This window comes from Azospirillum oryzae, assembly GCF_008364795.1.
Lineage (GTDB): Bacteria > Pseudomonadota > Alphaproteobacteria > Azospirillales > Azospirillaceae > Azospirillum > Azospirillum oryzae.
In genome coordinates, this window is sequence record NZ_VTTM01000011.1 from 17,581 (window position 1) to 40,338 (window position 22,758).

Below are 22,758 nucleotides of genomic sequence, written 5' to 3' on the forward strand. Positions count from 1 at the left end.
TTGTCGGACGGCACCGGCGGCGCGGTGTCAAACCGGATCGTCCTGGGAAAAACCATCGACGAGAAGCGAGGCGACGCGCTCGATACAGTGCCGGCCGATGGCCGCCGAGGATCCGGTGGGGTCGCCGAGAATGCCGTTGGCGCTGACCGCCGAAAGCCCATCGCGCCACATCAGTTCCAGGTCGCTTTGTGAAAGAAGCCCCAATCTTCCGGCCTCGTAGCGCCCCGCGCGCACCCGCTCGGGGTGGAGGTCGAGCATCAGCGAGGTTTCGGCGATATCGGCATGGCCGCCGACCTTGATCGGTTCGCCGCCCGCTTCCTCGACGGCATCGCGCCACCGTTCCAGCCACGCCTTCGCATCGGTGAAGGCTGAGATGCGGCAGGAGGCGGGCACGGCCGAGCGCAATCGCGGCAGCATCCTGGCCAAGGGCGGAGAATTGCCGACATGGGCGGAGAAGATGAGAATGCGCTCGAAGCCGTGTCTCGCCAGGCTGGTGCAATAATCCCGGCAGATCATTTCGAACGTGCTGTCCTGCAGGGAGATCGTGCCGGGAAATGCGAGATGATGGGACGAACAGCCGACCCTTATGGTCGGCGCGACCAGCGCGCCTCCCACGCCCTTCGCCACCAGGATGCCGAGATGGTCCGCGTGGTCGGCATCGACGCTGAGGGTCAGGTGTGGTCCGTGCTGCTCCACCGCCCCGCAGGGGATGACGATGGTCCGGGTGCCGCCCGCAATGGCGAGAGCGACCTCGGAAGAGGTCATGAATTCAAGCCGGAGATGATCGCCGTCAGCCATGCTGCTGCCTCGTTTTGCGTTGGAGGAACCGTTCACGCGCCGCGGCCGTCTCTTCGCGGTTCAGGTATTCCTGCATGTCGCTGAGCGAGCGCTCTTCGAGTTCATCGTCGGTCATCTGCGCCGCATCGTTGAAGGTCCGTTTGATTGCCGAGAACAGATGCATGTCCTTGAGGCGAAGCGTCTCGGCAACGACCCGGGTCCGGTCCTGCAGGTCGCTGAAACTGACGATTTCATCGACCAGGCCAATCGCCTGCGCCTCCTGTGCCGAAACAAGCTCGCCGGAATAGAGCAGGCGCTCGGCAGCCCGGCGCCCGAGGCGGTTCATCGCCTGGCGCATGCCCTTCGCGGCGGGGAGCAGCCCATGGTTGATTTCGGGAAAGCCGAACTTCGCGCCGTCACTCGCCACGACATGATCCGCAAACAGAACCAGTTCCAGCGCCCCTCCCACCGCATAGCCGTTGACGGCGCACAGCAGCGGGCAGCGGTAGCGTTCGAGCGCGGTCAGCAGACGGTGGAAGGCGCGCATTCGCGGGATCGCGGCTTTCGCGTTGATGGTGATTTCGCGAATGTCGCCGCCGGCACTGAAGAAGCGCCCGCCCGCGCCGGTCAATATCACGGCCGGCGCCTCGGCCTCCTCGCCGAACCGGGCGAGATCGTCCGCCAGCGCCTGGATCAGATCGAGGGTAAGCGCGTTGGCGGGCGGCCGGTCCATGGTCAGCCGGACCAACGTCGTGGATAAACGATCCATCCTCAGCATTCTGCATCCTTTCAGATCGTGCAAGGCTCCGTGGCGGCCGATCCGTCGGATTGGACGGAGGCGAACCGGGCGCGCAGGGTCTTCTTGTCGATTTTCCCGACACTCGTTCTCGGCAGTTCGCTGACGGCGATGAAGTGGTCGAGTTTCGCGTATCGCGTGATCGCGCCGTCCGCGATTGCCGCCTCGATTGGCCGGTTCAGCGTTCCCAGCGTCACGGTCGCGCCGGGAGCGGGCACGATCACGGCCAGCGGCCGTTCGCCCCAATGGTCATCCGGCACGGCGACGACGGCCGCTTCGACGACGCCGTCGGCATTCGCGACGATGCTTTCCAACTGGATCGAATCGATCCATTCCCCACCGCTCTTGATGACGTCCTTGAGGCGGTCGCAGATCGTCACGTTGCCGTTCGCATCGATGGTCGCGATGTCCTGCGTGTGGAGCCATCCGCCCCGCCACAGGACTCTCGATCCCTCCTCGTCGCCCACGTAGCAGGGCGTAAGCCAAGGTGCCCGCACCACCAGTTCCCCGCGCGACCGTCCATCCCGTGGAAGCGGGTTCATGGCCTCGTCGACGATCCTCGTCTCGACCAGCGGAATCGGCACTCCCGCTCTGGTCAGCAGATGGCACTCGTCAGCGGAACCCGACTCAGATCCGGGCGAGCGGCGCGTTACCGTGAGGATCGGTGCCGTCTCGGACATGCCGTAGGCGCCGACGATCTCCATGCCGCGGCGCCGTCCTTCCGCGAACAACGCCGGGGTGAGGCTCGAACCGCCGACCACCATCATCCAGCCGGACAGGTCCGTTGCGCTGCGGTCCGCCGCGGCAATAACCATCTGCAGAACGGTCGGGACGCCGTGCGAATAGGTGACGCGATGCTCGGTCCGCAGCCTGCAGATCATGTCGGCGTCGTACCGACCCGGATAGACCTGCTTCAGGCCCAGCATGGTCGCGATATAGGGCATGCCCCAGGCGTGGACGTGAAACATCGGCGTGAGCGGCATGTAGACGTCGTCGACCCCGAATCCCCGATGGCGCGTGTCGCCGGAATGGCCACACAGGGCCAAGGTATGCAGGACAAGCTGCCGGTGGCTGAAGCAGACCCCCTTCGGATTTCCCGTCGTCCCGGACGTGAAGAAGGTCGTCGCGATTGCGTTCTCGTCGAAATCCTTGAAATCGAAACCGGGGTCGGCGGCCGAGATCAGGTCCTCATACTCACCGGCCGCCCATAGGGGTGCCGGCTCGCCGGTCCCGTCCATGATCGCGATGATCGCCTTCAGGCCGGGAAGGGCTTGCCGGATCTCGTCCAGAAGGGGGAAGAAGTCGCGGTGGACAATGATGATGCCGGGCTTCGTCTTGACCAGCGTGTAGAGGAGCTGGTCGATCGGCAGGCGGACGTTGACCGTCTGCAGCACCGCGCCCATCATGGGAATGGCGAAATACGCCTCCAGATATCGATGACTGTCCCAGTCCATCACCGATATCGTCATCCCCTCTTCGCCGCCCAGCGAGGACAGCAACGACGCCAGTCTTCCGACGCGTTGCGCGAATTCCCGGTAGGTCAGGCGATGCTGGTCGCGGTACACGATTTCCTGATCGGCCGACGTGACGAGCGCGCGGTCCAGCAAGTGGCGGATGGTCAAGGGGTACCGGTAAGCCTCGTCGGTCGCGTCAGCGAAGCGCAAGGGCATGTCTGCTCTCCATCATGATCCTGTCGACCTTGCAGACCGCTCCGGTCTCCGGTGCGGGTCGGATCATCCCGCCACCCTCCGATGTCGCGGCCACCGGCAGGCGCCGATCCACAGTCGGCATGCAAGGGCCGCGTGCTGACCAAGGTTAGCGCTTGGCCCTAAATGGGTTCTTCCGAAGACTCCCCGCCTGCGCGCCCATGGAAGGATTTTCTGGCGCGAGCCAAGTGTTCGACGGCGAAAGATGCCGCGCTCTCCCGCGGCCGATTACAGCGCGTCGGCGGCGGTCGCGGACCCGATCTCGACGGTCGCCGTCATGCCCGCGGCCAGTTCGACGCCGGGAGGGACCCGATCGATGTGGATGCGCACCGGTATTCGCTGGGCAAGGCGGACCCAGCTGAAGGTCGGCTCGACATTCGGCAAGCCGCGATGACCGGGCGTTCCGTTGTTGTCCTCGATCCCCCGGCCGATGCTTTCGACATGGCCGGAGAGTGGTTCATCGAAGCCCATCAGCATGATCTGCGCCGGGCTGCCGACCCGGATCCGCCGCAGCTTCGTTTCCTCGAAATAGCTGGTGATCCAGAAGCTGGTCGCATCGAGGATGGCGATCTTCGTCACGCCCGCCGTGGCATAGTCGCCGGGCCGCAGCCGCAGATTGGTGACGTACCCGTCGATCGGCGCCCGGATCGTCGCCCGTGCGAGATTGAGCTTGGCAAGATCGAGCGCAGCCATCGCACCTTCATGGATTGCGGCTGCCTGGGCGGCGGCGCCGGCCGTCTGCTGCAGGTCTTCCTGGGAAATGACCTCGCGGAGTTGGCTTCGCCGCCGCGCCGCCGCCTGACGGACAAGCATGTCCTGACGCCTGGCTTCGGCATCGGCCTGTGCGGACGCCACCGCAAGCGAAAACCGCTTGGCATCGATCACATAGAGGATGTCGCCACGATGCACATACTGGTTGTCGACGACGGAGACGGCGCCCACGGTTCCGGAGACTTCCGGCGCGATCTGGACCACCTCCGCGCTTACCCGGGCATCGCGCGTCCACGGCGTCTGCTCGTGGCGGGTCCACACCTGCAGCGCCACGAACGCGGCAACCGTGCCGAAGCAGAGAGTCAGGGCGTAGCGCCCGAGCAGGGACAGCACAGGTTTCATTGGAATGTTCCGCTGGATGGCAGAGCCTGCAGGAGCAGACCGTAGAGGAGGGCGAAGGTGGCGAGTTCGACGAGCGGCCGGCTGACGGTCAGGCGGAAGAGCCCTGCGGCCGCGAAGAGACGGACCGCCGCGATGGTCCCGACAAGCGCGACCAGGGCGACCACCAGAAGACCGGGGAGGAAGACGCCCCCGATGTCGAGATCGAGGATCATCGGCCGCTCTCCCAATTCACTGCGCCGCTCGGGCCCAAGGCGAACCGAAGGTCGATGAGCAGGTCGAGCAACAGAACGCGGTCCTTGATCGGGCTGTCGGCGATCCGCGCCATCAGCGTTTCGATGCGCCGGTGCAGAGCGGTGGCATCGGAAGGTCCCACCCGGGATCCGGGGCCGAAGCGCAGGGCAATCGCGGTGAGAAGCTCGAACCCGTCACAGCCGATCTGGCCGCTATTGTTGGCGCCGTCATTGCCGTCGATATGGTGGATTGCCTGATAAAGCCGACCGGCGGCGTGACCGACACGAAGATGGTGCAGGGTGTCGTCGAGCACATCCGGGTGGGGTTTCCCGGACAGCCGGAGCCGCGGCAGCAGCAGCGCCGTCCGGTCGATCATGAGGCTTGTCCAGTGCGCCTCGTCGGGTCCGCCGCCCAGGGCCCGCCGCCTGACATCCTGTCGATTCACTCGAAGCAATCGGCCGATCGCCGCATCGACCGGTATGGTCTGGAACAGGCTCATGCTCACCACCGCAAACCCTGTCGCCGCAAACAGCGCGATGACGCTGTTGAGCGACCCGGCGAAGTCGCCGGCATATGTGGCGCCCAGTCCCGAAAGGATCGGGATCGTCAGGGTGATGCCGAGCGCCATGTAGGTCGCCGGGGGCCGCGCCTGCAGGGAACCGGCAATCAGGAAGGCCGGTGCGAGCACCGCGACGAGACCGGCAAAGTCCGTCACGCGGGGAAGGATGACGAAGCTGTAGATGAGGCTGATCGCCACCCCGACGACCGAACCGATCATGTATTTGACGACATTCGGTGCCGGCGTATCGACATTGCCGAACAGTGCGCAGCATACGCCCAGGATCGAGACCGCCAATCCGCCCTCCGGCCATGCCGACCAGATCCAGAACGCGCAGCCGATGACGATGCCGGCGACCGCGCCGAGCGCGGCCCTGGCCGCCATCCAGGGGTCGCGGTGATAGACATAGCCCGTCGCACGGCTGGAGCGGAGGTGCGATGCTGCGTCCGGCGGCCGGGCGGCGGCTGTGGAGGTCCGTGCGCCCCTTCGTGCGCCCCTCCGTACAATGATCCGTTCAAGCCGGTCGCAGTCATGGAGCAGGCCGATCATCTCGGCGAGGTGCCCCGCGAGGTTCGCCGCCAGCCTGTCGCCGGCCGTCACGGCATCCGCCGCGATGCGTGTCCGCACCGTCCGGGTGCGGTCGATCAGCCGGATCGCGATGGCATCCCGCTCGGCCGCATCGGCGGCGGCGACCCAACGCCCCATTTCATCCAGCAGCGCGGCCAGTTCGTCGGGCGGCCTGTTGTGTCCGGTGCGGAGGACACGGATGCGATCCTCGACCTCCGTCGCGAGCGGAAGCAGTCGTGCAAGGCGGTCATGGATCAACTGCAGCGTCTCTAGGCTCGGCGTTGCCGGGACCGGGTCGTAGGGCAGGTAACCGGCCAGCCCTTGCAGAGCGAGAAGATCCGCCGCAAGCCGGTCGCGGTCGCGGCGGGTTTCCTGCCCGGAGCTTCCGCGAAGCGCGTCGCCTGCCAGCCGACGGGCGTCCCGCAGAGTTGCCGACAGCTTGGCGGTGAACTGGCCGGTCATGCGCTTCGGCAGGACAAAGCGGTGAACCAGGATGGCGCAGAGAATCCCGATGGAGATTTCCTGGACCCGCACCGACGCCGTATCGAAGATTGCAGCGGGATTGAACACGCTGGGGAACCCGATCAGGCTGGCGGTATAGCCGGACAGAACGAAGGCATAGGCGCGCGCGGTGCGATCGAGCAGCGAGAGGTAGAGGCACAGGCCGTTCCAGCAGGCGAGGACCATGCTGCAGACGATCGGATCGTTCACGAAACAGGGGACGATCACCACGGTCGCCACGGCTCCGACGATCGTCCCCGCGAAGCGATAGACGCCGCGGCTGAGCGACGCGCCGGCCGAGCTTTGCGACACGATATAGACGGTGAGAATGGCCCAAAAGGGCTTCGGCAATCCCGCGCGCAGCGCGATGTAGTAAGCCAGCATCGCCGCGGCGAAGCTCTTCATCGAGAAGAGCAGTGCATCCGCATCCGCCCGCAGCGCAGGGTTCCCGGATTGAAGCGCGCACACGCGGGCGATTGCTGCGATGCCGGTGGTCGTGAAATGCCGGTTTGAAGGATGTTCGGTTCTCATGCCCCCGATTGTCGGCGCATTGCGCAACAAGATAAATTAGGTATCCTGTCAAAAAATCCCTTAATCATGCCAAACTCGATCATGCCGAATTCCAGCCGCTCGTCACGGTCGGCCGTTTCCGTCTTCGACCCCGACCTTGCGGATCGACCCGCGGTTGCACGCCTGCTCGACTTCGCCGAATACGAGGCGGAAGTGCCGGTGCACGTGCATCGGAGGGGACAACTGATTCTCGCGCTGCATGGGGCCGTCACCTGCACTGCGGACGATGAGATGTGGATCGTGCCGCCCAACTGCGGCGTCTGGATTCCGGGTGGTATGCCGCACAGCGCCAGGGCGACCGCGAATGCCCGGCTCAGCTACCTGTTCGTGGAGCCGGGAGCCGCAAGTCTGCCCGATGTCTGTTGTACCCTGTCGATTTCTCCACTGGTGCGGGAACTGGTCAACCGGCTGACCAGCGAAGTTTCGGACTACCTTCCGGACAGCCATGCCGGCCGGCTTGCAAGGGTGACGTTGGACGAACTGGCCGGGATGCCGCGTGAACACTTCAACCTGCCCATCTCCAATGATCCGAAGATCCGGACGATCGCCGACGCGCTGACAATCGAACCGTCCGACCGCAGCACATTGGGGCAATGGGCGAAGCGCGTCGCGATGAGCGAGAGGTCGCTGGCCCGATTGATGATCCGGGAGACAGGCCTGACGTTCGGACGCTGGCGCCAGCAGTTGCACCTTGTCGTCGCGCTTCGTGAATTGGCCAGCGGGGCGACGGTGCAGACCGTGGCGGACAAGCTGGGCTATGATTCGGTCAATGCCTTCATCACGATGTTCAAGAAGGCTCTGGGAAGCACGCCGGCACAGTATTTTGCGCAACGCAGCGCAAGGCTGTCACAGTCCCGAATTGAGAAGAGCCCGTCAGGTGTCGGGGGCAGGGCGCATAACCGATAGCTGAAGAGAGCAGCCATCTGGACGGCGGCGAGCGGAGGGCGGCGGCGTGACCGCCGCTCTCCGCCGCCTTAGGTTCAACCATGCGCGGCGTAGGCATCCATCACGCGGGTGGAATAGACCAGGATGGATGCGTCCGTCTTTGGGGCGGCGTTCAGAATGCGTCAGCCGATGCGCTCGATGGCGATAGCCGTGGCCTCTCCGCCGCCGATGCACAGCGAGGCCACGCCGCGCGTCAGTCCGCGCGCTGCCAGCGCGTGAAGCAGCGTCACGATCAGCCGCGCGCCGGTGGCGCCGATGGGATGGCCGAGCGCGCAGGCCCCGCCATTGACGTTCAGCCGGTCGGGCGCGATGCCCAGGTCGCGCTGTGCCGCCATGGCGACCACGGCGAAAGCCTCGTTGATCTCGAACAGGTCGACGTCGCCCACCGACCAGCCGACCTTGTCCAGCAGCTTGGCAATCGCCGGGATGGGGGCGGTGGTGAACCATGCCGGATCCTGGCTGTGGGTGGCATGGCCGCGGATCTCCGCCAGGATCGGCAGGCCGGCGGCTTCGGCGACCGAGCGCCGGGTCAGCACCAGCGCCGCGGCGCCGTCGGCATTGGCGGACGAACTGGCGGCGGTGATCGTCCCGTCGCGGCGGAAGGCCGGCTTCAGCGCTGGGATCTTGTCGGGCGAGACCTTCAGCGGGTTTTCGTCCTGCTCGACCAGCCGGTCGCCGCCTTTGGCGGGCACGGCGACGGGCACGATCTCCGCCGCGAAGGCGCCGCTTTCCACTGCCGTCCGGGCGCGCGTCAGCGTTTGGGCCGCATAGGCATCCTGTTCGGCGCGGGTGAAGCCGTAGGCGTCGGCCGTCGCCTCGCCGAAATCGCCCATGGCTCGGCCGCCCTCATAGGCGTCCTCCAGCCCGTCCAGCATCATGTGGTCCAGCAGCCGGTCATGGCCGATGCGATAGCCACCGCGCGCCTTCGCCAGCAGATAGGGAGCGTTGGTCATCGACTCCATGCCGCCGGCCACCACGATGTCGGCCGAACCGGCGCGGATCAGGTCATGGGCCAGCATGGTGGCCTTCATGCCCGAACCGCAGACCTTGTTGATGGTCGTGGCCCCCGTCGCATCGGGCAACCCGGCGCCGCGGGCCGCCTGCCGGGCCGGTGCCTGCCCCTGTCCCGCCGGAAGCACGCAGCCCATCAGCACCTCGCCGACGCTGGCGGGCGACAGGCCGGCCCGTTCCACCGCCGCGGCGATGGCGCGGGCGCCGAGTGCGGTCGCCGGCAGTGCCGCCAGCTCTCCCTGGAAGCGCCCGAGCGGCGTGCGGACGGCGGACACTATGACGACGGGATCCTGGTTGGAAGAGGGGTTCATGGTCACGGGTCTCCGGGTTCAGGACTCAACGGGGTGCTAATTAAATTATGATCGTCATGTTTGCATAATTGATGATGATCGTCATATATTTTGTCAACGGGTCATCGGACGATTTTCGGAAATGGCGCCGCTCAAGGTCCGGTCACGGAAGGTGCATCATGCGGGTGAGCAAGGAGCAGGCGGCGGAGAACCGGCGCCGTGTCGTGGAGGTGGCAAGCGGGCTGTTCCGCGAGCGGGGATTCAATGGGATTGGCGTCGCCGACCTGATGAAGGAGGCCGGGCTGACCCATGGCGGGTTCTACGGCCAGTTCGCGTCCAAGGAGGATCTGGCGGCGGAGGCCTGCGCCCGCGCGATGGAGGTGATGGCGGAGCGCTGGGACGGTTCGGCGGAGACGCCACCGGGTAACGAGGCGCTGGCGGCATTGCTGGAAAGTTACCTGTCCCCGCGTCACCGCGACCGCAGCGCCGCCGGCTGTCCCATTGCCGCGCTCGGCGTCGATGTGTCCCGGCAGGGCGGGGCTGTGCGCGGCGTCTTTACCCGGGGCCTGCGCCCGTTCATCGACAGGCTGCAACGGCTGGTGCCGGGCCGTTCGGCCGACGCGAAGCGCAAGGCCGCCCTCGCCACCCTGTCGGGCATGGTCGGTGCCCTGATCCTCGCGCGCGCCGTCGACGATCCCGCCCTGTCGGAGGAGATATTGGCGGCGGCACGCGAGAGTCTCGGCAGGCCGGGAGCGTCCGGCGAATAGCCGGCGGTTCGGGTCAGGCGATGCGGCGCAGCAGTTCGATCCGCAGCGGTTCGCCCAGCAGCGTGTCGAACTGCGCGGCGAGGCCGGTGAAAGCCGCAGCCTTCGCATGGGTGTCGAGCGCGGCCTGATTCTGCCAGACCTCGTACATCACGATGGTGCCGGGCCGCTCGCGGTTGACATGGGCGGAGTAGGCGAGGCAGCCCGGCTCCTTCAATACGGCAGGGACGATGGCGGTGATGGCGTCGGCCAGTGCCTGTTCCTGGCCGGGCTTGGCGACGAGATAGGCAACGAGTTGCACCTGATCGCTCGGCGGAATGCTCATTGCGGTGTTTCCCTTGTTAGGTGGCTGGTTTTGGGTGACTGGTGGAACGGCGGCTGCGGCGAGTCTGGCCCATGGACGGGGTCCTGGCAACCGGCCGCCGGAACGTGAGCCCAAGGGATAGGCCCGGCGGATCAAAAACAGAAATGCATAGTTCCGATTTCAACGAGAAGGAAATCGGATCGATCGCGCACGTGCCTCCCTGTTCAGACAGCGCATTTCCGGACATTCATCCGGACGAAAACGGACATGCTGCCCGGCCGTGATGGCCGGATTCGTGGTATATTTGACATTCCAGACGGAGCGATCACCGCATAGTCTTCGGTCAGCCGATGTGCTTCCGGGCTTGCGGCCTCGGAACGGAACAAGGCAGGCGAGGCGGAGAGGGACATGCTCACCATCGGTTTCGTGGTGTTCGACGATTTCCAGGTGATGGGAATGGCCGCGCTTTCGGCCTTCGAGATGGCGAATCTCGTTCTTGGCCGGCAGGCCTATCAAGTCGTCGTGCTGTCGGAGCAGGGTGGTCCGGTGCGCAATTCCCTGGGCTTCGCCGTCGAGACGCAGCCATTCGGCGACGGCTTTTACGACACGACCGTCACCATCGGGTCGCTGCGCGTCAAGCCGTCCACCCCCGGCCTGCTGGCCTATCTGCGCGAGGCCGCCGGCGCGTCGCGCCGGATCGCCGGCATCTGCACCGGCGCCTATGTGCTGGCGGAGGCCGGACTGCTCGACGGACGCCGTGCCACCACCCATTGGAGCCATGCCCGCACCCTGCAACGCCTCTACCCCGCCGTGAAGGTGGAGGAAGACCGCATCTTCAGCGTCGACGGCAAAGTCTGGACCTCGGCCGGGATGTCCGCCGGCCTCGACCTCGCCATGGCGCTGGTGGAGGATGATTTCGGCGCGGAGGTCGCCAAGGCGGTGGCGCGCAAGCTGGTGGTCTATCTGCGCCGCCCCGGCGGCCAATCGCAGTTCTCCGCCCTGCTCGATCTGGAACCGCGTTCCGACCGCGTGCGGCGGGCGCTGGTCCATGCCAAGGAAAACCTCAGGAACGAACTGTCGGTGGAGGAGCTGGCGGAGGCGGCGAACCTCAGCCCGCGCCAGTTCAGCCGTCTGTTCCGCCAGGAGACCGGCCAGACACCGGCCAAGGCGGTCGAGCATCTGCGGCTGGAGGCGGCGCGCGTGATGATGGAGGAGGGACGCCATTCGATGGACGTCATCGCCCGAGAAACCGGCTTCGCCGACCGCGAACGCATGCGCCGCGCCTTCCTGCGCGCCTATGGCCAGCCGCCGCAGGTGATCCGCCGGTCGGTGGAGAGCGTGCGCATATCGGCACCGGATTAAGCGGAGGCCCGGAATCCGGCAAATGCCGGAGCGGTCAATACCTAGATATGGCTCCGCAGATACTTGCAGCGCGGTAGCTTTTCACATCGCTGAAGACAGGGCGTCCACGGGGAATGTTCCATTTCTCCCGATGCCCTCACTTCGCCCACTTTTCCCCTGATAGAACGGACAAGCAGTCATGCAACTCACCGGCAATACCATCTTCATCACCGGTTCCACCTCCGGCATCGGCCGTGGGCTGGCCGAGGCATTCCACAAGCTGGGCAACCAGGTCATCATCGCCGGCCGGCGCAAGGCCCTGCTGGAACAGGTGACCGCCGCCAATCCCGGCATGAAGGGCATCGAACTGGACATCGCCGATCCGGTCAGCATCCAGGCCGCGGCGGAGCGGTTGGTCGCCGAGAACCCGACGCTGAACGTCCTCATCAACAACGCCGGCATCATGCCGTTCGACGATGCGTCCGGCCCGATGGACGACGCGCAGGCCCAGTCGCTCATCACCACCAACCTGCTTGGTCCCATCCGCATGACGTCGGCCCTGATCGAGCATCTGAAGGCGCAGCCGCGGTCGGTGATCGTCAACAACACCTCGGTGCTGGCCTATACGCCGCTGGCGACCACGGCGGTCTATTCGGCCAGCAAGGCGGCGCTGCACAGTTACACGCTTTCCCAGCGTTTCATGCTGCGCAACAGCAGCGTCACCGTCCAGGAGATCGCGCCGCCCTGGGTCAACACCGATCTGATCAAGAAGGGCGACGACCCGCGCGCCATGCCGCTGGATGCCTTCATCGAACAGACGATGGCGGCGCTGGGCACCGACGCGGAGGAGGCCATCGTCGAAAGCGCCCGCCCGATGCGCGACAACGCCGGCCCGAACGAGCATGCGCTGGTGATGGGCTTCAACAGCTACATCGCCGAGAACCCGATCCCGGTTTGATTGGCCCCGGTCTGGATTGCCCCGATCTCGATTGTCGAGGTCTGATCGGCTGACGGACGCACCGATCCCTGCCCGTCCGTGAGGCGCGGGGTCCGGCTGCCACGGTGGCCGGACGCCCGCCCTGGCCTGTCGGTGATCGATGGTCCGGCATAAGGGTTATGCAATCGCAGAGCGTCCGGATGCGTGACAAGAGGCTTGTCCAAGCTGTTGTCCCGGGATCGCCCATCCACGCATCCATTCAACGCCCCAGGAGACCATGGCTTTTGTCGCATGCAGCGCGCAAGCGCCCGCAGACCGCCGCGGACGGACGAACCGCCTTCTGACCACCCTGATCTGCCTCGCTTTCCTGTTCCTTTCCGTCATCGCAACGGCAGGCTCCGCCTTCGCGCAGTCCGTGCCGGCTGCGCCCGCGACGGCACAGGACCCGAGCCCGAGTGAAATCGGACACCTGATCGATTCGCTTGAGACCCCGGCCAAGCGCGAGGCGCTGCTCGATCAGCTCAAGGCTTTGCAGCAGGCCGAACAGGCGGCGAAGCCCGACCGGGAGCCGGAGGGGCTTGGCACCCGCCTGCTCACCATGCTGTCGTCGCGGTTGGACGATTTGGGGCAGGAGGTCCGGACGACCGGAGAGGTGGTCCTGTATGCCCCGCAGGAATTGCGCTGGCTGCAGCGGCAGGTGATGGATCCGGCGCGGCAGGCGACCTGGGCCTGGCTGTTCGCCGAACTCGCCCTTGTCGTGGTGGCCGGACATGCCGCCCGGCTGGTCGCCGCGCATCTGCTGCGGCGGCCCCGGTCGGTCCTGGCGGCGCGGCCGTTCCATTCCGCCATCGCCAAGGTTCCGCTGCTGCTCGTCCGCGCGCTGATGGATTTGGCACCCATCGCCGCCTTCGCCGTCGCCGGTTTCGGCGTGCTGGTGCTGATCGACCCGCCCAGCACGGTGCGGCTGCTGGGCATTGCCTTCCTGAACGCCAGCCTGTTCGTGCAGGTCGTGGTCCTGGTGATGCGGGGGCTTCTGTCGCCGCGCTCCACCAACCTGCGGCTGATACCCATGAGCGATGCCGCGGCGCGGCGGCTGCTGGTGTGGAGCCGCGCCATCGCCGTTTCGACCGTCTATGGCCTGTTCGCGGCCGGGACGGCGCGCACGCAGGGGCTGCCCGAGCAATCCTATGACACGCTGGTCAAGCTGGTCGGTCTTGCCGATGCCGTCATGCTGACGGTGCTGGTTCTGCAAAGCCGTGCCGCCGTCGCCTCCTGGCTGCGCGGGGAGATTTCGGCCGCTCCCGCGCCGGTGGAGCATGGGCAGGGTGCGGTGCCGGCGGCGAAGACAACGCGACCTGGCCGTATTCTGCGCGCCGCCGGCCGGCGGCTGGCCAATGTCTGGCACGCCGTCGCCATCCTTTACATCGTCGCCTTGTTCGGCATCTGGGCGCTGGAGGTCGAAGGCGGGCTGTGGTTCGTTCTGCGTGCCACCGCCGTTTCGCTGGTTGCGGTCGCGGTCGCCCGGATGATCGGGCGCGGGATCGCGCGTGGCTCCACGGCTCTGCGGCTCCGCCTGGACCGCCAGCGCTCCACCTGGGGCGACCGCCGGATAAAGCGTTACATCGGGCCCGGCACCCGGCTGCTGCATTGGGCTTTGGCAGCGGTGACCGGGCTGACCGTGCTGGACGCCTGGGGGCTGGACGTGCGCGGGACGCTGGAAACCGCGATGGGTTGGCGGTTCCTGGCGTCCGGCCTCGCCATCTTGCTGGTGGCCGCCATCGCGCTCGCGGTTTGGGAACTGACCAACGCGGTGATCGAGCGGAATCTGGCGACCACCGACCGCTATGGACATGCCATCCAGCGAAGCGCGCGCATCCGCACCCTGCTGCCGCTGCTGCGCAACGCCCTGATGGTGGTGCTGCTCACCTTCGTGACGCTGATCACCCTGTCGGAACTGGGGTTGGACATCGGGCCGTTGCTGGCCGGCGCCGGTGTCGTCGGTCTGGCCGTCGGCTTCGGTGCCCAGACGCTGGTGAAGGACGTCATCACCGGCCTGTTCATCCTGTTCGAGGACACCATCTCGGTCGGCGACGTGGTGAATGTCGGCGGCAAGGGCGGACTGGTGGAGGGAATCACCATCCGCACCATCCGCCTGCGCGATTTCGACGGAACGGTGCACACCGTGCCGTTCAGCGCGGTGACCAGCATCTCCAACATGACCAAGGACTTCAGCTTCTACGTGTTCGACGTGACCGTGGCCTATCGCGAGGATGTCGACCGCGTGGTGTCGGTGCTGCACGAGATCGGAGCGGGGATGCGCGCCGATCAGCGCTTCGCCCCGCTTATCCTGGAACCGCTGGAGGTGTTGGGCGTCGATGCCTTCCAGGACTCCGCCGTCCTGATCAAGGCGCGCATCAAGACCCTGCCGATCCAGCAATGGAACGTCGGCCGCGAATTCAACGGACGCATGAAGAAGCGCTTCGACGAGCTGGGGATCACCATCCCGTTCCCGCAGCGCATCCTGCACATCGCACCGACCAGCCTCGCCAAGGCGAGGACCTACGGCGAAGCCGCCGAATGACGGTGGTGGGCATCCATGCGATGCCCGTGTCAGCCGCAAGGGGGAGGTGTTCGCGAACCGGGACTACCTACAACCGGCGCGGCTCCTCCCACTGTTTGCCCGCAGGTCGGCGGGGCTGGGGTCACTGACCGAAAGTACTGGGGTATGCAGCCGTTCGTTGTCGATCCCGCGCGGAAAGTCATCTTACTTTTTTGTGCGATGACAAGCTTTTTAATTGGAATAATTTAAAGAACGCAAGTCAGCGCCTAAACATTCCAGAGTTTCTCCGGTGGAGAGAATCGACATGTTGCAAGTCGTCTTTCGCAGCCAGCTGACGAAGTTGTTATCCTATACCGATATCCAAAAGTTGTGTTTGATCTCCGCCAGGAACAACAGGAAGGCCGGGGTCACCGGCTTCATGGTCGAATGCGGCGGGGTTTTTCTGACGGTTATCGAAGGTGAAACCCGCGAGGCCGAAGAAACCTTCAATCGGATCCGTCATGACTCCCGGCACGACCATATGGAGATCGTCTATTCCGAAAATGGACTGGAACGGCGACGGTTCGGGGCTTGGTCGATGAACTTGATGTTCCTGGACGATGACACGTTCTGGCAAACCGTGTTCGGATCTGGCTTCTCCTGCGACGAGTTGCTGTCCTCCCGCGCATTGGAGCCGGCCTTTGCCCTCGGGTTGCTGGCCATGGCTTATCAGTACGCCTGCGCGCAGGCGAAGATCGCGCCGCATCCGACAGGCGTCCGACCGGGACGGATTCCGCGGATCGGCCACATGTTCCGCCGTTGAGGTCAATCCTCGGCGGAATTGCCGACCGTGCCCAGGGAACCGAGATACTGCTCCTCCCATTCGCGGCCGGCCTCCAATTCGCCGAACAGCCAGTCGCGGAACAGCTGGATCTTCGGCAACGCGGCGGTCGATTTCAGCGTGACGAAACCGTGCCCCTGCGCCCGCAGCCCATGGGTGGGGAAGGGGACGACGAGTTGGCCGGACTGAAGCTCCTGCCGGGCGAGAAGCAGGCTGTCCAGGCATACCCCCATGCCGTTCACCGCGGCGTTGATCGCCATGAAGGAGCGGTCGAAGCGCAGGCCGCGGTCCATGTCCAGATGAACGCTGCGATGCCGGCGCATCCAGTCGCGCCAGCCCAGGATGTTGACCTCCGAATGGATCAGGATGTGGCGGCCGAGGTCCTTCGGCTCGCGGATCGGATTGAGGCCGTTCGCCAGCGCCGGCGAGCACATCGGGACGATGATGTCCTCCGGAAACTGCTCCAGCACGCAGCCGGCCGGCGGTGGCCCGGGGTTGTAGCGGATGTCGACGTCCACCGCCCCCGCCGTCAGGTCGATGGGCGAGACCGAGGCCTGCAGCCGGATGTCGATGGCGGGATGCAGCGCCTTGACCCGGTTCAGCCGCGGCATCAGCCACTGGGTGGCGAAGCTGGGCATCGACCGGACGGTGAGGATCGTCGTCCCGCTGCCGGTGGTGGTGACGTTGCGGGTGGCGGCCTCCATCCGGGCGAAGGCGCCGATGATCTCGTTGGCGTAGGTCCGGCCGGCGTCGGTCAGGGCAACCGCCCGGTGAACACGATGGAACAGCGGAAGCCCCAACTGTTCCTCCAGAATTTTCACCTGATGGCTGATCGCCGACGGCGTCAGTCCCAGATCCTCCGCCGCGGTCGCGAAGGAACCGAGCCGCGCCGCGGCTTCGAAGGCTTGCAATGCCTTGATGGAGACCCGTTTCCGCATCGCACCCTTCAGATGAATTCAGTTCACCAATAAGCGATCTTATTCGTTTGTCGAATTCATCTCAAGACCATAGGATCACATCAATCATCGGCTGAACGAATCATCGGCAGCCTGATCGAAATCACCACAACCGAGCGAAACCGACGCTCCGTCGCGGCACCCCCTGTGCCGCCACGGCGGAGCCTGCTTCGACAAGAGGGAGCGAGCATGCTGCTGTCCAACAAGGTCTGCGTCATCACCGGCGCCGCGTCGCGCCGCGGCATCGGCCGGGCGACCGCAAGGCTTTTCGCGCTGCATGGCGGGCGCGCGATCATCCTGGACCTCGACGGCGCGCAGGCGGCCGAAGCCGCCGCCGAGCTGGGCGAGGCGCATCGCGGCTTGGCCTGCGACGTGACCGACCGCGACGCCTGCTTCGCCGCCGCGACCCGCGTGGTGGAGGAGTTCGGCCGCATCGACGTGCTGGTCAACAACGCCGGCATCACCCAGCCGCTGAAGTTCATGGACATCGGCCCGAAGAATTACGAGGCGGTGACCGACGTCAGCCTGCGCGGCACGCTGTACATGAGCCAGGCCGTCGTCCCCCACATGCGGGAGCGCAAGTCCGGCTCCATCGTCTGCATCTCGTCGGTGTCCGCGCAGCGCGGCGGCGGCATCTTCGGCGGCCCGCATTACAGCGCGGCGAAGGCCGGCGTGCTGGGCCTCGCCAAGGCGATGGCGCGCGAACTGGGGCCGGACAATGTCCGCGTCAATTCGGTGACTCCGGGCCTGATCCAGACCGACATCACCGGCGGCAAGCTGACCGACGAGCTGCGGGCGGAAATCCTGAAGGGCATCCCGCTGAACCGCCTGGGCGATGCCGAGGATGTGGCCCGCTCCTGCCTGTTCCTGGCGTCGGAGCTGTCCTCCTACATCACCGGCGCCACGCTCGACGTCAACGGCGGCATGCTGATCCACTGATCCCGAAATGCTGGAGACACCTTCCGTGGACACCGCACTCGACACCACCCCGCTGGGGCACAATGTGCCGCTGGCCGAACGCGCCTACCGCATCCGCCGCAACGCCCTGCTGATGGGCGAGGTGCAGGGGCAGGGCTACATCGGCCAGGCGCTGGACATCGCCGACGTGCTGGCGGTCTCCTACTTCCACGCCATGAAGTACCGCCCCGAGGACCCGCATTGGGAGGAGCGCGACCGCTTCCTGCTGTCCAACGGCCATTACGCCATCGCGCTCTACGCAGCATTGATCGAGGCCGGCATCGTCCCGGCGGAAGAGCTGGAGACCTACGGCAGCGACGACAGCCGCCTGCCGATGTCGGGCATGGCCAGCTACACGCCGGGCATGGAGATGTCGGGTGGCTCGCTCGGCCTCGGCCTCGGCATAGCCGTCGGCATCGGGCTGGGGCTGAAGCGCAAGAACTCCGCTGCCCGTGTCTACACGCTGTTCTCCGACGGCGAGCTGGACGAGGGATCGGTGTGGGAGGCCATCATGTCGGCCGCCCATTACAAGCTCGACAACCTGATCGCCATCGTCGACGTCAACAACCAGCAGGCCGACGGCCCCTCCACCCAGGTGATGGCGTTCGAGCCGCTGGTGGACAAGCTGGAAGCCTTCGGCTGGTTCGTCCAGCGGGTCGACGGCAACGACATGGACGCGGTGGTCGCGGCGTTCGATGCCGCCAAGTCGCACCCCGAGCCCAAGCCGCGGATGATCGTCTGCGACACGAAGATGGGCAAGGGCGTGCCCTTCCTCGAAGCCCGCGAAAAGAACCACTTCATCCGCGTCGACGCGCACGAATGGCAGCTTGCGCTCGATGCGCTCGACGCCGGGAGGACCGCATGAGCACCGCTGCCAACACCACCGCAAAGCCGCGCCTGAAGACCTCCGCCATGATCGCCTCGATCGCGACGGAAGGGCAGCGGACCAAGCCGGCGCCCTTCGGCCATGCGTTGGTCGAATTGGCGAAGCAGCGGAACGAGATCGTCGGCATGACCGCCGACCTCGCCAAATACACCGACCTGCACATCTTCGCCCAGGCCTATCCCGACCGCTTCTATCAGATGGGGATGGCTGAGCAGCTGCTGATGGGGGCCGCGTCCGGCATGGCGCATGAGGGCATGATGCCCTTCGTCACCACCTACGCCGTCTTCGCCTCGCGCCGGGCCTACGACTTCGTCCACCAGACGATCGCGGAGGAGAACCGCAACGTCAAGATCGCCTGCGCCCTGCCCGGGCTGACCTCCGGCTACGGCCCCAGCCATCAGGCAGCCGAGGATCTGGCGCTGATGCGCGCCATGCCGAACATGGTGGTGATCGACCCCTGCGACGCCCACGAGATCGAGCAGGTGGTGCCGGCGATGGCCGCGCACAACGGCCCGGTCTACATGCGGCTGCTGCGCGGCAACGTCCCGCTGGTTCTGGACGAGTACGACTACAAGTTCGAACTCGGCAAGGCCAAGCTGCTGCGCGACGGCGCCGACGTTCTGGTCATCTCGTCCGGCATCATGACGATGCGGGCGCTGGAGGTGGCGCAGCGGCTGGAGGCCGACAAGGTCGGCGTCGCGGTTCTGCACGTCCCCACCATCAAGCCGCTCGACACCGAAACCATCCTGCGCGAGGCGGCACGCACCGGCCGCATGGTGGTGGTGGCGGAAAACCACACCGTCATCGGCGGTCTGGGCGAGGCGGTGGCCGGCACCCTGCTGCGCGCCGGCGTCGCCCCGGTCTTCCGCCAGATCGGCCTGCCCGACGAGTTCCTGAAGGCCGGCGCCCTGCCGACCCTGCACGACCTCTACGGCATCTCAACCGACGCCATGGCGGCCAGCATCAAGGGCTGGCTGTAAGGGCCCTGGCGGGGAGCGGGGAAGCCATTTCCCTGCTCCTGCCACTGGTCCCTACCGTGTCCCCTGCCGCCCAAAAAAGCCAAACCACAGAATTCCGGAGAGGAAACCATGCTCAAGATGCCGTCCTTCCGCGCGACGTCCTTCCGCCCGAGCCGCCGCGCCGTTCTGGCCGCCGCCGGCGCCATGCCGCTGGTCACCATCCTGAAATACCCGGCTGACGCCGCCGAGTTCCAGTTCAAGTACGCCACCGGCCAGGACCCGACCCATCCCGTCAACATCCGCGCCCAGGAAGCGATCAACCGCATCCGCGAAGCGACCTCCGGCCGGCTGGACATCAAGCTGTTCCCGGCCAACCAGCTGGGCAGCGACACCGATCTGCTGGGTCAGGTGCGCAACGGCGGCGTCGAGATCTTCAATCTCAGCTCGCTGATCCTCGCCACCTTCGTCCCGGTGTCCGGCATCACCAGCATGGGCTTCGCCTTCAACGACTACAACGCCGTCTGGCAGGCGATGGACGGTGACCTCGGGAAGCACATCCGTGCCGAGATCGCCAAGACCCCGATCATGACGCTCGGCAAGATCTGGGACAACGGCTTCCGCCACGTCACCTCGTCCACCCGCGTCATCAAGACCGCCGACGACATCAAGGGTTTCAAGATGCGGGTGCCGCCGGCACCGGCGCTGACCTCGCTGTTCAAGGCCATCGGCGCCGCTCCCGCCCCGATCAATTTCAACGAGCTGTATTCCGCACTTCAGACAGTGGTGGTGGAGGGGCAGGAAAACCCGCTGGCGATCATCGCCACCGCCCGCCTGTACGAGGTGCAGAAGACCTGCAGCCTGACCGGCCATGTCTGGGACGGCTATTGGGTGCTGGGCAACAAGCGCGCCTTCGCCAAGCTGCCGGCCGACGTCCAGGCCATCGTAGGCCGTGAACTGGACCGGTCCGGCGACGACCAGCGCGCCGACATCGCGGCCCTGAACGACAGCCTTCAGAAGGATCTGGCCGCCAAGGGGCTGACCTTCCACACGGTCGACCGCGAGCCGTTCCGCAAGGCGCTGTCCTCGACCAGCTTCTATGCGGAGTGGAAGGACAAGTACGGCGCGACCGCCTGGGAGCTGCTGGAGAAGGTGTCCGGCAAGCTGGGCTGAGACTGCCTGGGCCGAGACTGCCGTCGATGAGACACGGCCGATCCGCATCCCTGCCCCGAACCCGGTTCGATGGGCACCGCGAATGCGGACCGGCCGTCCCGTCAACCGATCGTCCATCCGAAGGATCGGCATTCCATGAACACTCCCGTCAATGCGGCGACCGCGTCACTACACTCCTCCGGTCAGCCGGCCCACGCCGCCGGCTGGCTTGACCGTCTCGACCGGGGCATCGGGTTCCTGGTGGAATTTCCTGCGGCCTTGCTCGTCGTTGCCGAAGTCGGCGTGCTGCTGGTCGGCGTCATCTGGCGCTATCTTCTCCACAGCCCGATCATCTGGTCGGACGAGCTGGCCTCCATCCTCTTCCTGTGGCTTGCCATGTTCGGCTCGGTCGTGGCGTTGCGCCGGGGCGAGCACATGCGGATGACGGCGCTGGTCGGCATGCTGGGGCCGCGCGCCCAGGCCTTTCTCGACGTTCTCGCGATAGCCGCGGCGCTGGCCTTCCTGCTGCTGATGGCCGAACCCGCCTATGAATTCGCGGCGGAGGAGGTATGGGTCACCACGCCGGCCCTCGACATCGCCAATTCCTGGCGCGCGGCGGCGCTGCCGGTCGGCATCGTCCTGATGATCACGGTCGCCCTGCTGCGGCTGGCCCGCCTCGGCCGCGCCACCGACGTGCTGTGGGCGGCGCTGGCGGTGGCCGCGACAATCGGCGCCGCGATGCTGGCCGGTCCGGTCTTCGCCGGGCTCGGCAACCTCAACCTGCTGCTCTTCTTCGTCGTCGGCGTCGGGGTGATGGTTTTCCTCGGCCTGCCGATCGCCTTTTCCTTCGGGCTCGCCACCTTCGGCTACCTGTCGCTCGCCACCTCGACCCCGGCCATCGTCTTGGTCGGCCGCATGGACGAGGGGATGAGCCACCTGATCCTGCTGTCCGTGCCGCTGTTCGTCTTCCTCGGCCAGCTGATCGAGATGACCGGCATGGCCCGCGCCATGGTCGGTTTCCTGGCCAGCCTGCTCGGCCATGTGCGCGGCGGCCTGTCCTATGTGCTGATCGGCGCAATGTATCTCGTGTCGGGCATTTCCGGTTCCAAGGCGGCGGACATGGCGGCGGTGGCGCCGGTGCTGTTCCCAGAGATGAAGGCGCGCGGCGCGAAGCCCGGCGATCTGGTCGCCCTGCTGTCGGCCACCGGCGCCCAGACGGAAACCATCCCGCCGTCGCTGGTCCTGATCACCATCGGGTCGGTCACCGGCGTGTCGATCGCCGCCCTGTTCACCGGCGGATTGCTGCCCGGCATCGTGCTGGGTCTGGCGCTCGCCGGGTTGGTCTGGTGGCGCTACCGCAACGAGGATCTGTCTCATGTCCGCCGCGCCAGCCGGGGCGAGATCGGCAAGGCGTTCCTGATCGCCCTGCCCGCCATCGCCCTGCCCTTCATCATCCGCGCCGCCGTGATCGAAGGCGTGGCGACCGCGACCGAGGTGTCGACCATCGGCATCGTCTATGCCGTGATCGCCGGGCTGCTGGTCTACCGCCAGTTCGACTGGCGCCGCATCTATCCGATGCTGGTCGAGACCGCGGCCCTGTCCGGCGCCATCCTGCTGATCATCGGCGCCGCCACCGGCATGGCCTGGGCGCTGACCCAATCGGGCTTCTCCAACACCCTGGCCACGGCGATGCGCGAGATGCCTGGTGGCGTGCCGGTGTTCATCGCGGTGTCCATCGTCGCCTTCATCATCCTGGGCAGCGTTCTGGAAGGCATTCCCGCCATCGTGCTGTTCGGTCCGCTGCTGTTCCCCATCGCCCGACAGATCGGCGTGCATGAGGTCCACTATGCGATGATCGTCATCCTGGCGATGGGTATCGGCCTGTTCGCTCCCCCCTTCGGTGTCGGATACTACGCCGCCTGCGCCATCAGCCGGATCAGCCCTGACGAAGGCATGAAGCCGATCCTCGGCTATCTGGCGGCGCTGGCCGTCGGCCTGATCCTGGTCGCCGCCTTCCCCTGGATCTCGATCGGCTTCCTCGGCTGAAACGGCCGGTCAA

20 protein-coding genes are annotated in these 22,758 nt (G+C 66.1%); 11 read left to right on the forward strand and 9 right to left on the reverse strand.

Going from position 1 to position 22,758, the window contains the following annotated elements; genetic code table 11:
• Window positions 1-27: 27 nt before the first annotated feature.
• From FZ938_RS23905 to FZ938_RS23930, 6 genes are all read right to left on the reverse strand, one after another.
• Window positions 28-798: a creatininase family protein gene (locus FZ938_RS23905; RefSeq protein ID WP_149200919.1), complete on the reverse strand. Its 771-nt coding sequence runs from the start codon at window positions 796-798 to the stop codon at window positions 28-30.
• Window positions 791-1,555 carry an enoyl-CoA hydratase/isomerase family protein gene (locus tag FZ938_RS23910; RefSeq protein ID WP_149200920.1) on the reverse strand — a complete coding sequence of 255 codons (765 nt, stop codon included), beginning with the start codon at window positions 1,553-1,555 and terminating at the stop codon, window positions 791-793. Before FZ938_RS23910 ends, FZ938_RS23905 begins: the two co-directional genes overlap by 8 nt.
• A gap of 11 nt (window positions 1,556-1,566) precedes the next feature.
• Window positions 1,567-3,243, reverse strand: a complete 1,677-nt coding sequence (locus FZ938_RS23915; RefSeq protein WP_149200921.1) for a long-chain-fatty-acid--CoA ligase — start codon at window positions 3,241-3,243, stop codon at window positions 1,567-1,569.
• Window positions 3,244-3,507: 264 nt separating this feature from the next.
• Window positions 3,508-4,392, reverse strand: a complete 885-nt coding sequence (locus tag FZ938_RS23920; protein WP_149200922.1) for an efflux RND transporter periplasmic adaptor subunit — start codon at window positions 4,390-4,392, stop codon at window positions 3,508-3,510.
• Complete coding sequence (locus tag FZ938_RS23925; protein WP_149200923.1) at window positions 4,389-4,604, reverse strand: DUF1656 domain-containing protein; 216 nt, start codon at window positions 4,602-4,604, stop codon at window positions 4,389-4,391. Before FZ938_RS23925 ends, FZ938_RS23920 begins: the two co-directional genes overlap by 4 nt.
• A complete protein-coding gene (locus tag FZ938_RS23930) occupies window positions 4,601-6,781 on the reverse strand; it encodes an FUSC family protein (RefSeq protein WP_149200924.1) in 2,181 nt (726 codons plus the stop codon). Before FZ938_RS23930 ends, FZ938_RS23925 begins: the two co-directional genes overlap by 4 nt.
• Here FZ938_RS23930 and FZ938_RS23935 point away from each other — a divergent pair.
• Window positions 6,767-7,726 (forward strand): AraC family transcriptional regulator, encoded by a 960-nt coding sequence (locus tag FZ938_RS23935; protein ID WP_425529377.1) that lies wholly within the window; start codon window positions 6,767-6,769, stop codon window positions 7,724-7,726. The two genes, FZ938_RS23930 and FZ938_RS23935, sit on opposite strands and share 15 nt — an antisense overlap.
• A gap of 161 nt (window positions 7,727-7,887) precedes the next feature.
• On the opposite strand, the gene FZ938_RS23940 is transcribed toward FZ938_RS23935, so the two are convergent.
• Window positions 7,888-9,087 (reverse strand): acetyl-CoA C-acyltransferase, encoded by a 1,200-nt coding sequence (locus FZ938_RS23940; protein WP_149200925.1) that lies wholly within the window; start codon window positions 9,085-9,087, stop codon window positions 7,888-7,890.
• Window positions 9,088-9,245: 158 nt separating this feature from the next.
• Here FZ938_RS23940 and FZ938_RS23945 point away from each other — a divergent pair, with 158 nt between their 5' ends.
• Window positions 9,246-9,833: a TetR/AcrR family transcriptional regulator gene (locus tag FZ938_RS23945; protein ID WP_149200926.1), complete on the forward strand. Its 588-nt coding sequence runs from the start codon at window positions 9,246-9,248 to the stop codon at window positions 9,831-9,833.
• Between the two features lie 13 nt (window positions 9,834-9,846).
• Here the strand turns inward: FZ938_RS23945 and FZ938_RS23950 are convergent, their stop codons facing one another.
• Window positions 9,847-10,155, reverse strand: coding sequence for a putative quinol monooxygenase (locus tag FZ938_RS23950; RefSeq protein ID WP_149200927.1), 309 nt, complete (start codon window positions 10,153-10,155; stop codon window positions 9,847-9,849).
• A 387-nt stretch (window positions 10,156-10,542) separates the two neighbouring features.
• On the opposite strand from FZ938_RS23950, the gene FZ938_RS23955 reads away from it, so the two are divergent.
• From FZ938_RS23955 to FZ938_RS23970, 4 genes are all read left to right on the forward strand, one after another.
• Complete coding sequence (locus FZ938_RS23955) at window positions 10,543-11,496, forward strand: GlxA family transcriptional regulator (RefSeq protein ID WP_149200928.1); 954 nt, start codon at window positions 10,543-10,545, stop codon at window positions 11,494-11,496.
• A gap of 178 nt (window positions 11,497-11,674) precedes the next feature.
• Entirely contained in the window at window positions 11,675-12,433 is a 759-nt protein-coding gene (locus tag FZ938_RS23960) for an SDR family oxidoreductase (RefSeq protein ID WP_149200929.1), read from the forward strand.
• 256 nt (window positions 12,434-12,689) lie between these two features.
• Window positions 12,690-14,993 (forward strand): mechanosensitive ion channel domain-containing protein, encoded by a 2,304-nt coding sequence (locus FZ938_RS23965; protein WP_246457205.1) that lies wholly within the window; start codon window positions 12,690-12,692, stop codon window positions 14,991-14,993.
• 283 nt (window positions 14,994-15,276) lie between these two features.
• Entirely contained in the window at window positions 15,277-15,774 is a 498-nt protein-coding gene (locus FZ938_RS23970; RefSeq protein WP_149200930.1) for a BLUF domain-containing protein, read from the forward strand.
• A gap of 2 nt (window positions 15,775-15,776) precedes the next feature.
• On the opposite strand, the gene FZ938_RS23975 is transcribed toward FZ938_RS23970, so the two are convergent.
• A complete protein-coding gene (locus FZ938_RS23975; RefSeq protein WP_174757021.1) occupies window positions 15,777-16,730 on the reverse strand; it encodes a LysR substrate-binding domain-containing protein in 954 nt (317 codons plus the stop codon).
• 207 nt (window positions 16,731-16,937) lie between these two features.
• On the opposite strand from FZ938_RS23975, the gene FZ938_RS23980 reads away from it, so the two are divergent.
• The 5 genes from FZ938_RS23980 (at window position 16,938) to FZ938_RS24000 (ending at window position 22,745) form a co-directional block, all read left to right on the forward strand.
• A complete protein-coding gene (locus FZ938_RS23980) occupies window positions 16,938-17,687 on the forward strand; it encodes an SDR family NAD(P)-dependent oxidoreductase (RefSeq protein WP_149200932.1) in 750 nt (249 codons plus the stop codon).
• 25 nt (window positions 17,688-17,712) lie between these two features.
• On the forward strand, window positions 17,713-18,570 hold the full coding sequence (locus tag FZ938_RS23985) for a transketolase (protein ID WP_149200933.1): 858 nt from the start codon (window positions 17,713-17,715) through the stop codon (window positions 18,568-18,570).
• Window positions 18,567-19,571 (forward strand): transketolase family protein, encoded by a 1,005-nt coding sequence (locus tag FZ938_RS23990; RefSeq protein WP_211101153.1) that lies wholly within the window; start codon window positions 18,567-18,569, stop codon window positions 19,569-19,571. Before FZ938_RS23985 ends, FZ938_RS23990 begins: the two co-directional genes overlap by 4 nt.
• Before the next feature lie 108 nt (window positions 19,572-19,679).
• Window positions 19,680-20,720 (forward strand): TRAP transporter substrate-binding protein, encoded by a 1,041-nt coding sequence (locus FZ938_RS23995; protein ID WP_174757020.1) that lies wholly within the window; start codon window positions 19,680-19,682, stop codon window positions 20,718-20,720.
• Window positions 20,721-20,855: 135 nt separating this feature from the next.
• A complete protein-coding gene (locus FZ938_RS24000) occupies window positions 20,856-22,745 on the forward strand; it encodes a TRAP transporter large permease (RefSeq protein ID WP_149200935.1) in 1,890 nt (629 codons plus the stop codon).
• The last annotated feature ends 13 nt before the right edge of the window (window positions 22,746-22,758 follow it).

What these genes read in the sequence shown, in the direction of transcription:
- FZ938_RS23905 (WP_149200919.1), bottom strand. Translation starts at nt 798, where the DNA reads ATGGCTGACGGCGATCATCTCCGGCTTGAATTCATGACCTCTTCCGAG.
- FZ938_RS23910 (WP_149200920.1), bottom strand. Translation starts at nt 1,555, where the DNA reads ATGCTGAGGATGGATCGTTTATCCACGACGTTGGTCCGGCTGACCATG.
- FZ938_RS23915 (WP_149200921.1), bottom strand. Translation starts at nt 3,243, where the DNA reads ATGCCCTTGCGCTTCGCTGACGCGACCGACGAGGCTTACCGGTACCCC.
- FZ938_RS23920 (WP_149200922.1), bottom strand. Translation starts at nt 4,392, where the DNA reads ATGAAACCTGTGCTGTCCCTGCTCGGGCGCTACGCCCTGACTCTCTGC.
- FZ938_RS23925 (WP_149200923.1), bottom strand. Translation starts at nt 4,604, where the DNA reads ATGATCCTCGATCTCGACATCGGGGGCGTCTTCCTCCCCGGTCTTCTG.
- FZ938_RS23935 (WP_425529377.1), top strand. Translation starts at nt 6,767, where the DNA reads ATGTTCGGTTCTCATGCCCCCGATTGTCGGCGCATTGCGCAACAAGAT.
- FZ938_RS23930 (WP_149200924.1), bottom strand. Translation starts at nt 6,781, where the DNA reads ATGAGAACCGAACATCCTTCAAACCGGCATTTCACGACCACCGGCATC.
- FZ938_RS23940 (WP_149200925.1), bottom strand. Translation starts at nt 9,087, where the DNA reads ATGAACCCCTCTTCCAACCAGGATCCCGTCGTCATAGTGTCCGCCGTC.
- FZ938_RS23945 (WP_149200926.1), top strand. Translation starts at nt 9,246, where the DNA reads ATGCGGGTGAGCAAGGAGCAGGCGGCGGAGAACCGGCGCCGTGTCGTG.
- FZ938_RS23950 (WP_149200927.1), bottom strand. Translation starts at nt 10,155, where the DNA reads ATGAGCATTCCGCCGAGCGATCAGGTGCAACTCGTTGCCTATCTCGTC.
- FZ938_RS23955 (WP_149200928.1), top strand. Translation starts at nt 10,543, where the DNA reads ATGCTCACCATCGGTTTCGTGGTGTTCGACGATTTCCAGGTGATGGGA.
- FZ938_RS23960 (WP_149200929.1), top strand. Translation starts at nt 11,675, where the DNA reads ATGCAACTCACCGGCAATACCATCTTCATCACCGGTTCCACCTCCGGC.
- FZ938_RS23965 (WP_246457205.1), top strand. Translation starts at nt 12,690, where the DNA reads ATGGCTTTTGTCGCATGCAGCGCGCAAGCGCCCGCAGACCGCCGCGGA.
- FZ938_RS23970 (WP_149200930.1), top strand. Translation starts at nt 15,277, where the DNA reads ATGTTGCAAGTCGTCTTTCGCAGCCAGCTGACGAAGTTGTTATCCTAT.
- FZ938_RS23975 (WP_174757021.1), bottom strand. Translation starts at nt 16,730, where the DNA reads ATGCGGAAACGGGTCTCCATCAAGGCATTGCAAGCCTTCGAAGCCGCG.
- FZ938_RS23980 (WP_149200932.1), top strand. Translation starts at nt 16,938, where the DNA reads ATGCTGCTGTCCAACAAGGTCTGCGTCATCACCGGCGCCGCGTCGCGC.
- FZ938_RS23990 (WP_211101153.1), top strand. Translation starts at nt 18,567, where the DNA reads ATGAGCACCGCTGCCAACACCACCGCAAAGCCGCGCCTGAAGACCTCC.
- FZ938_RS23995 (WP_174757020.1), top strand. Translation starts at nt 19,680, where the DNA reads ATGCTCAAGATGCCGTCCTTCCGCGCGACGTCCTTCCGCCCGAGCCGC.
- FZ938_RS24000 (WP_149200935.1), top strand. Translation starts at nt 20,856, where the DNA reads ATGAACACTCCCGTCAATGCGGCGACCGCGTCACTACACTCCTCCGGT.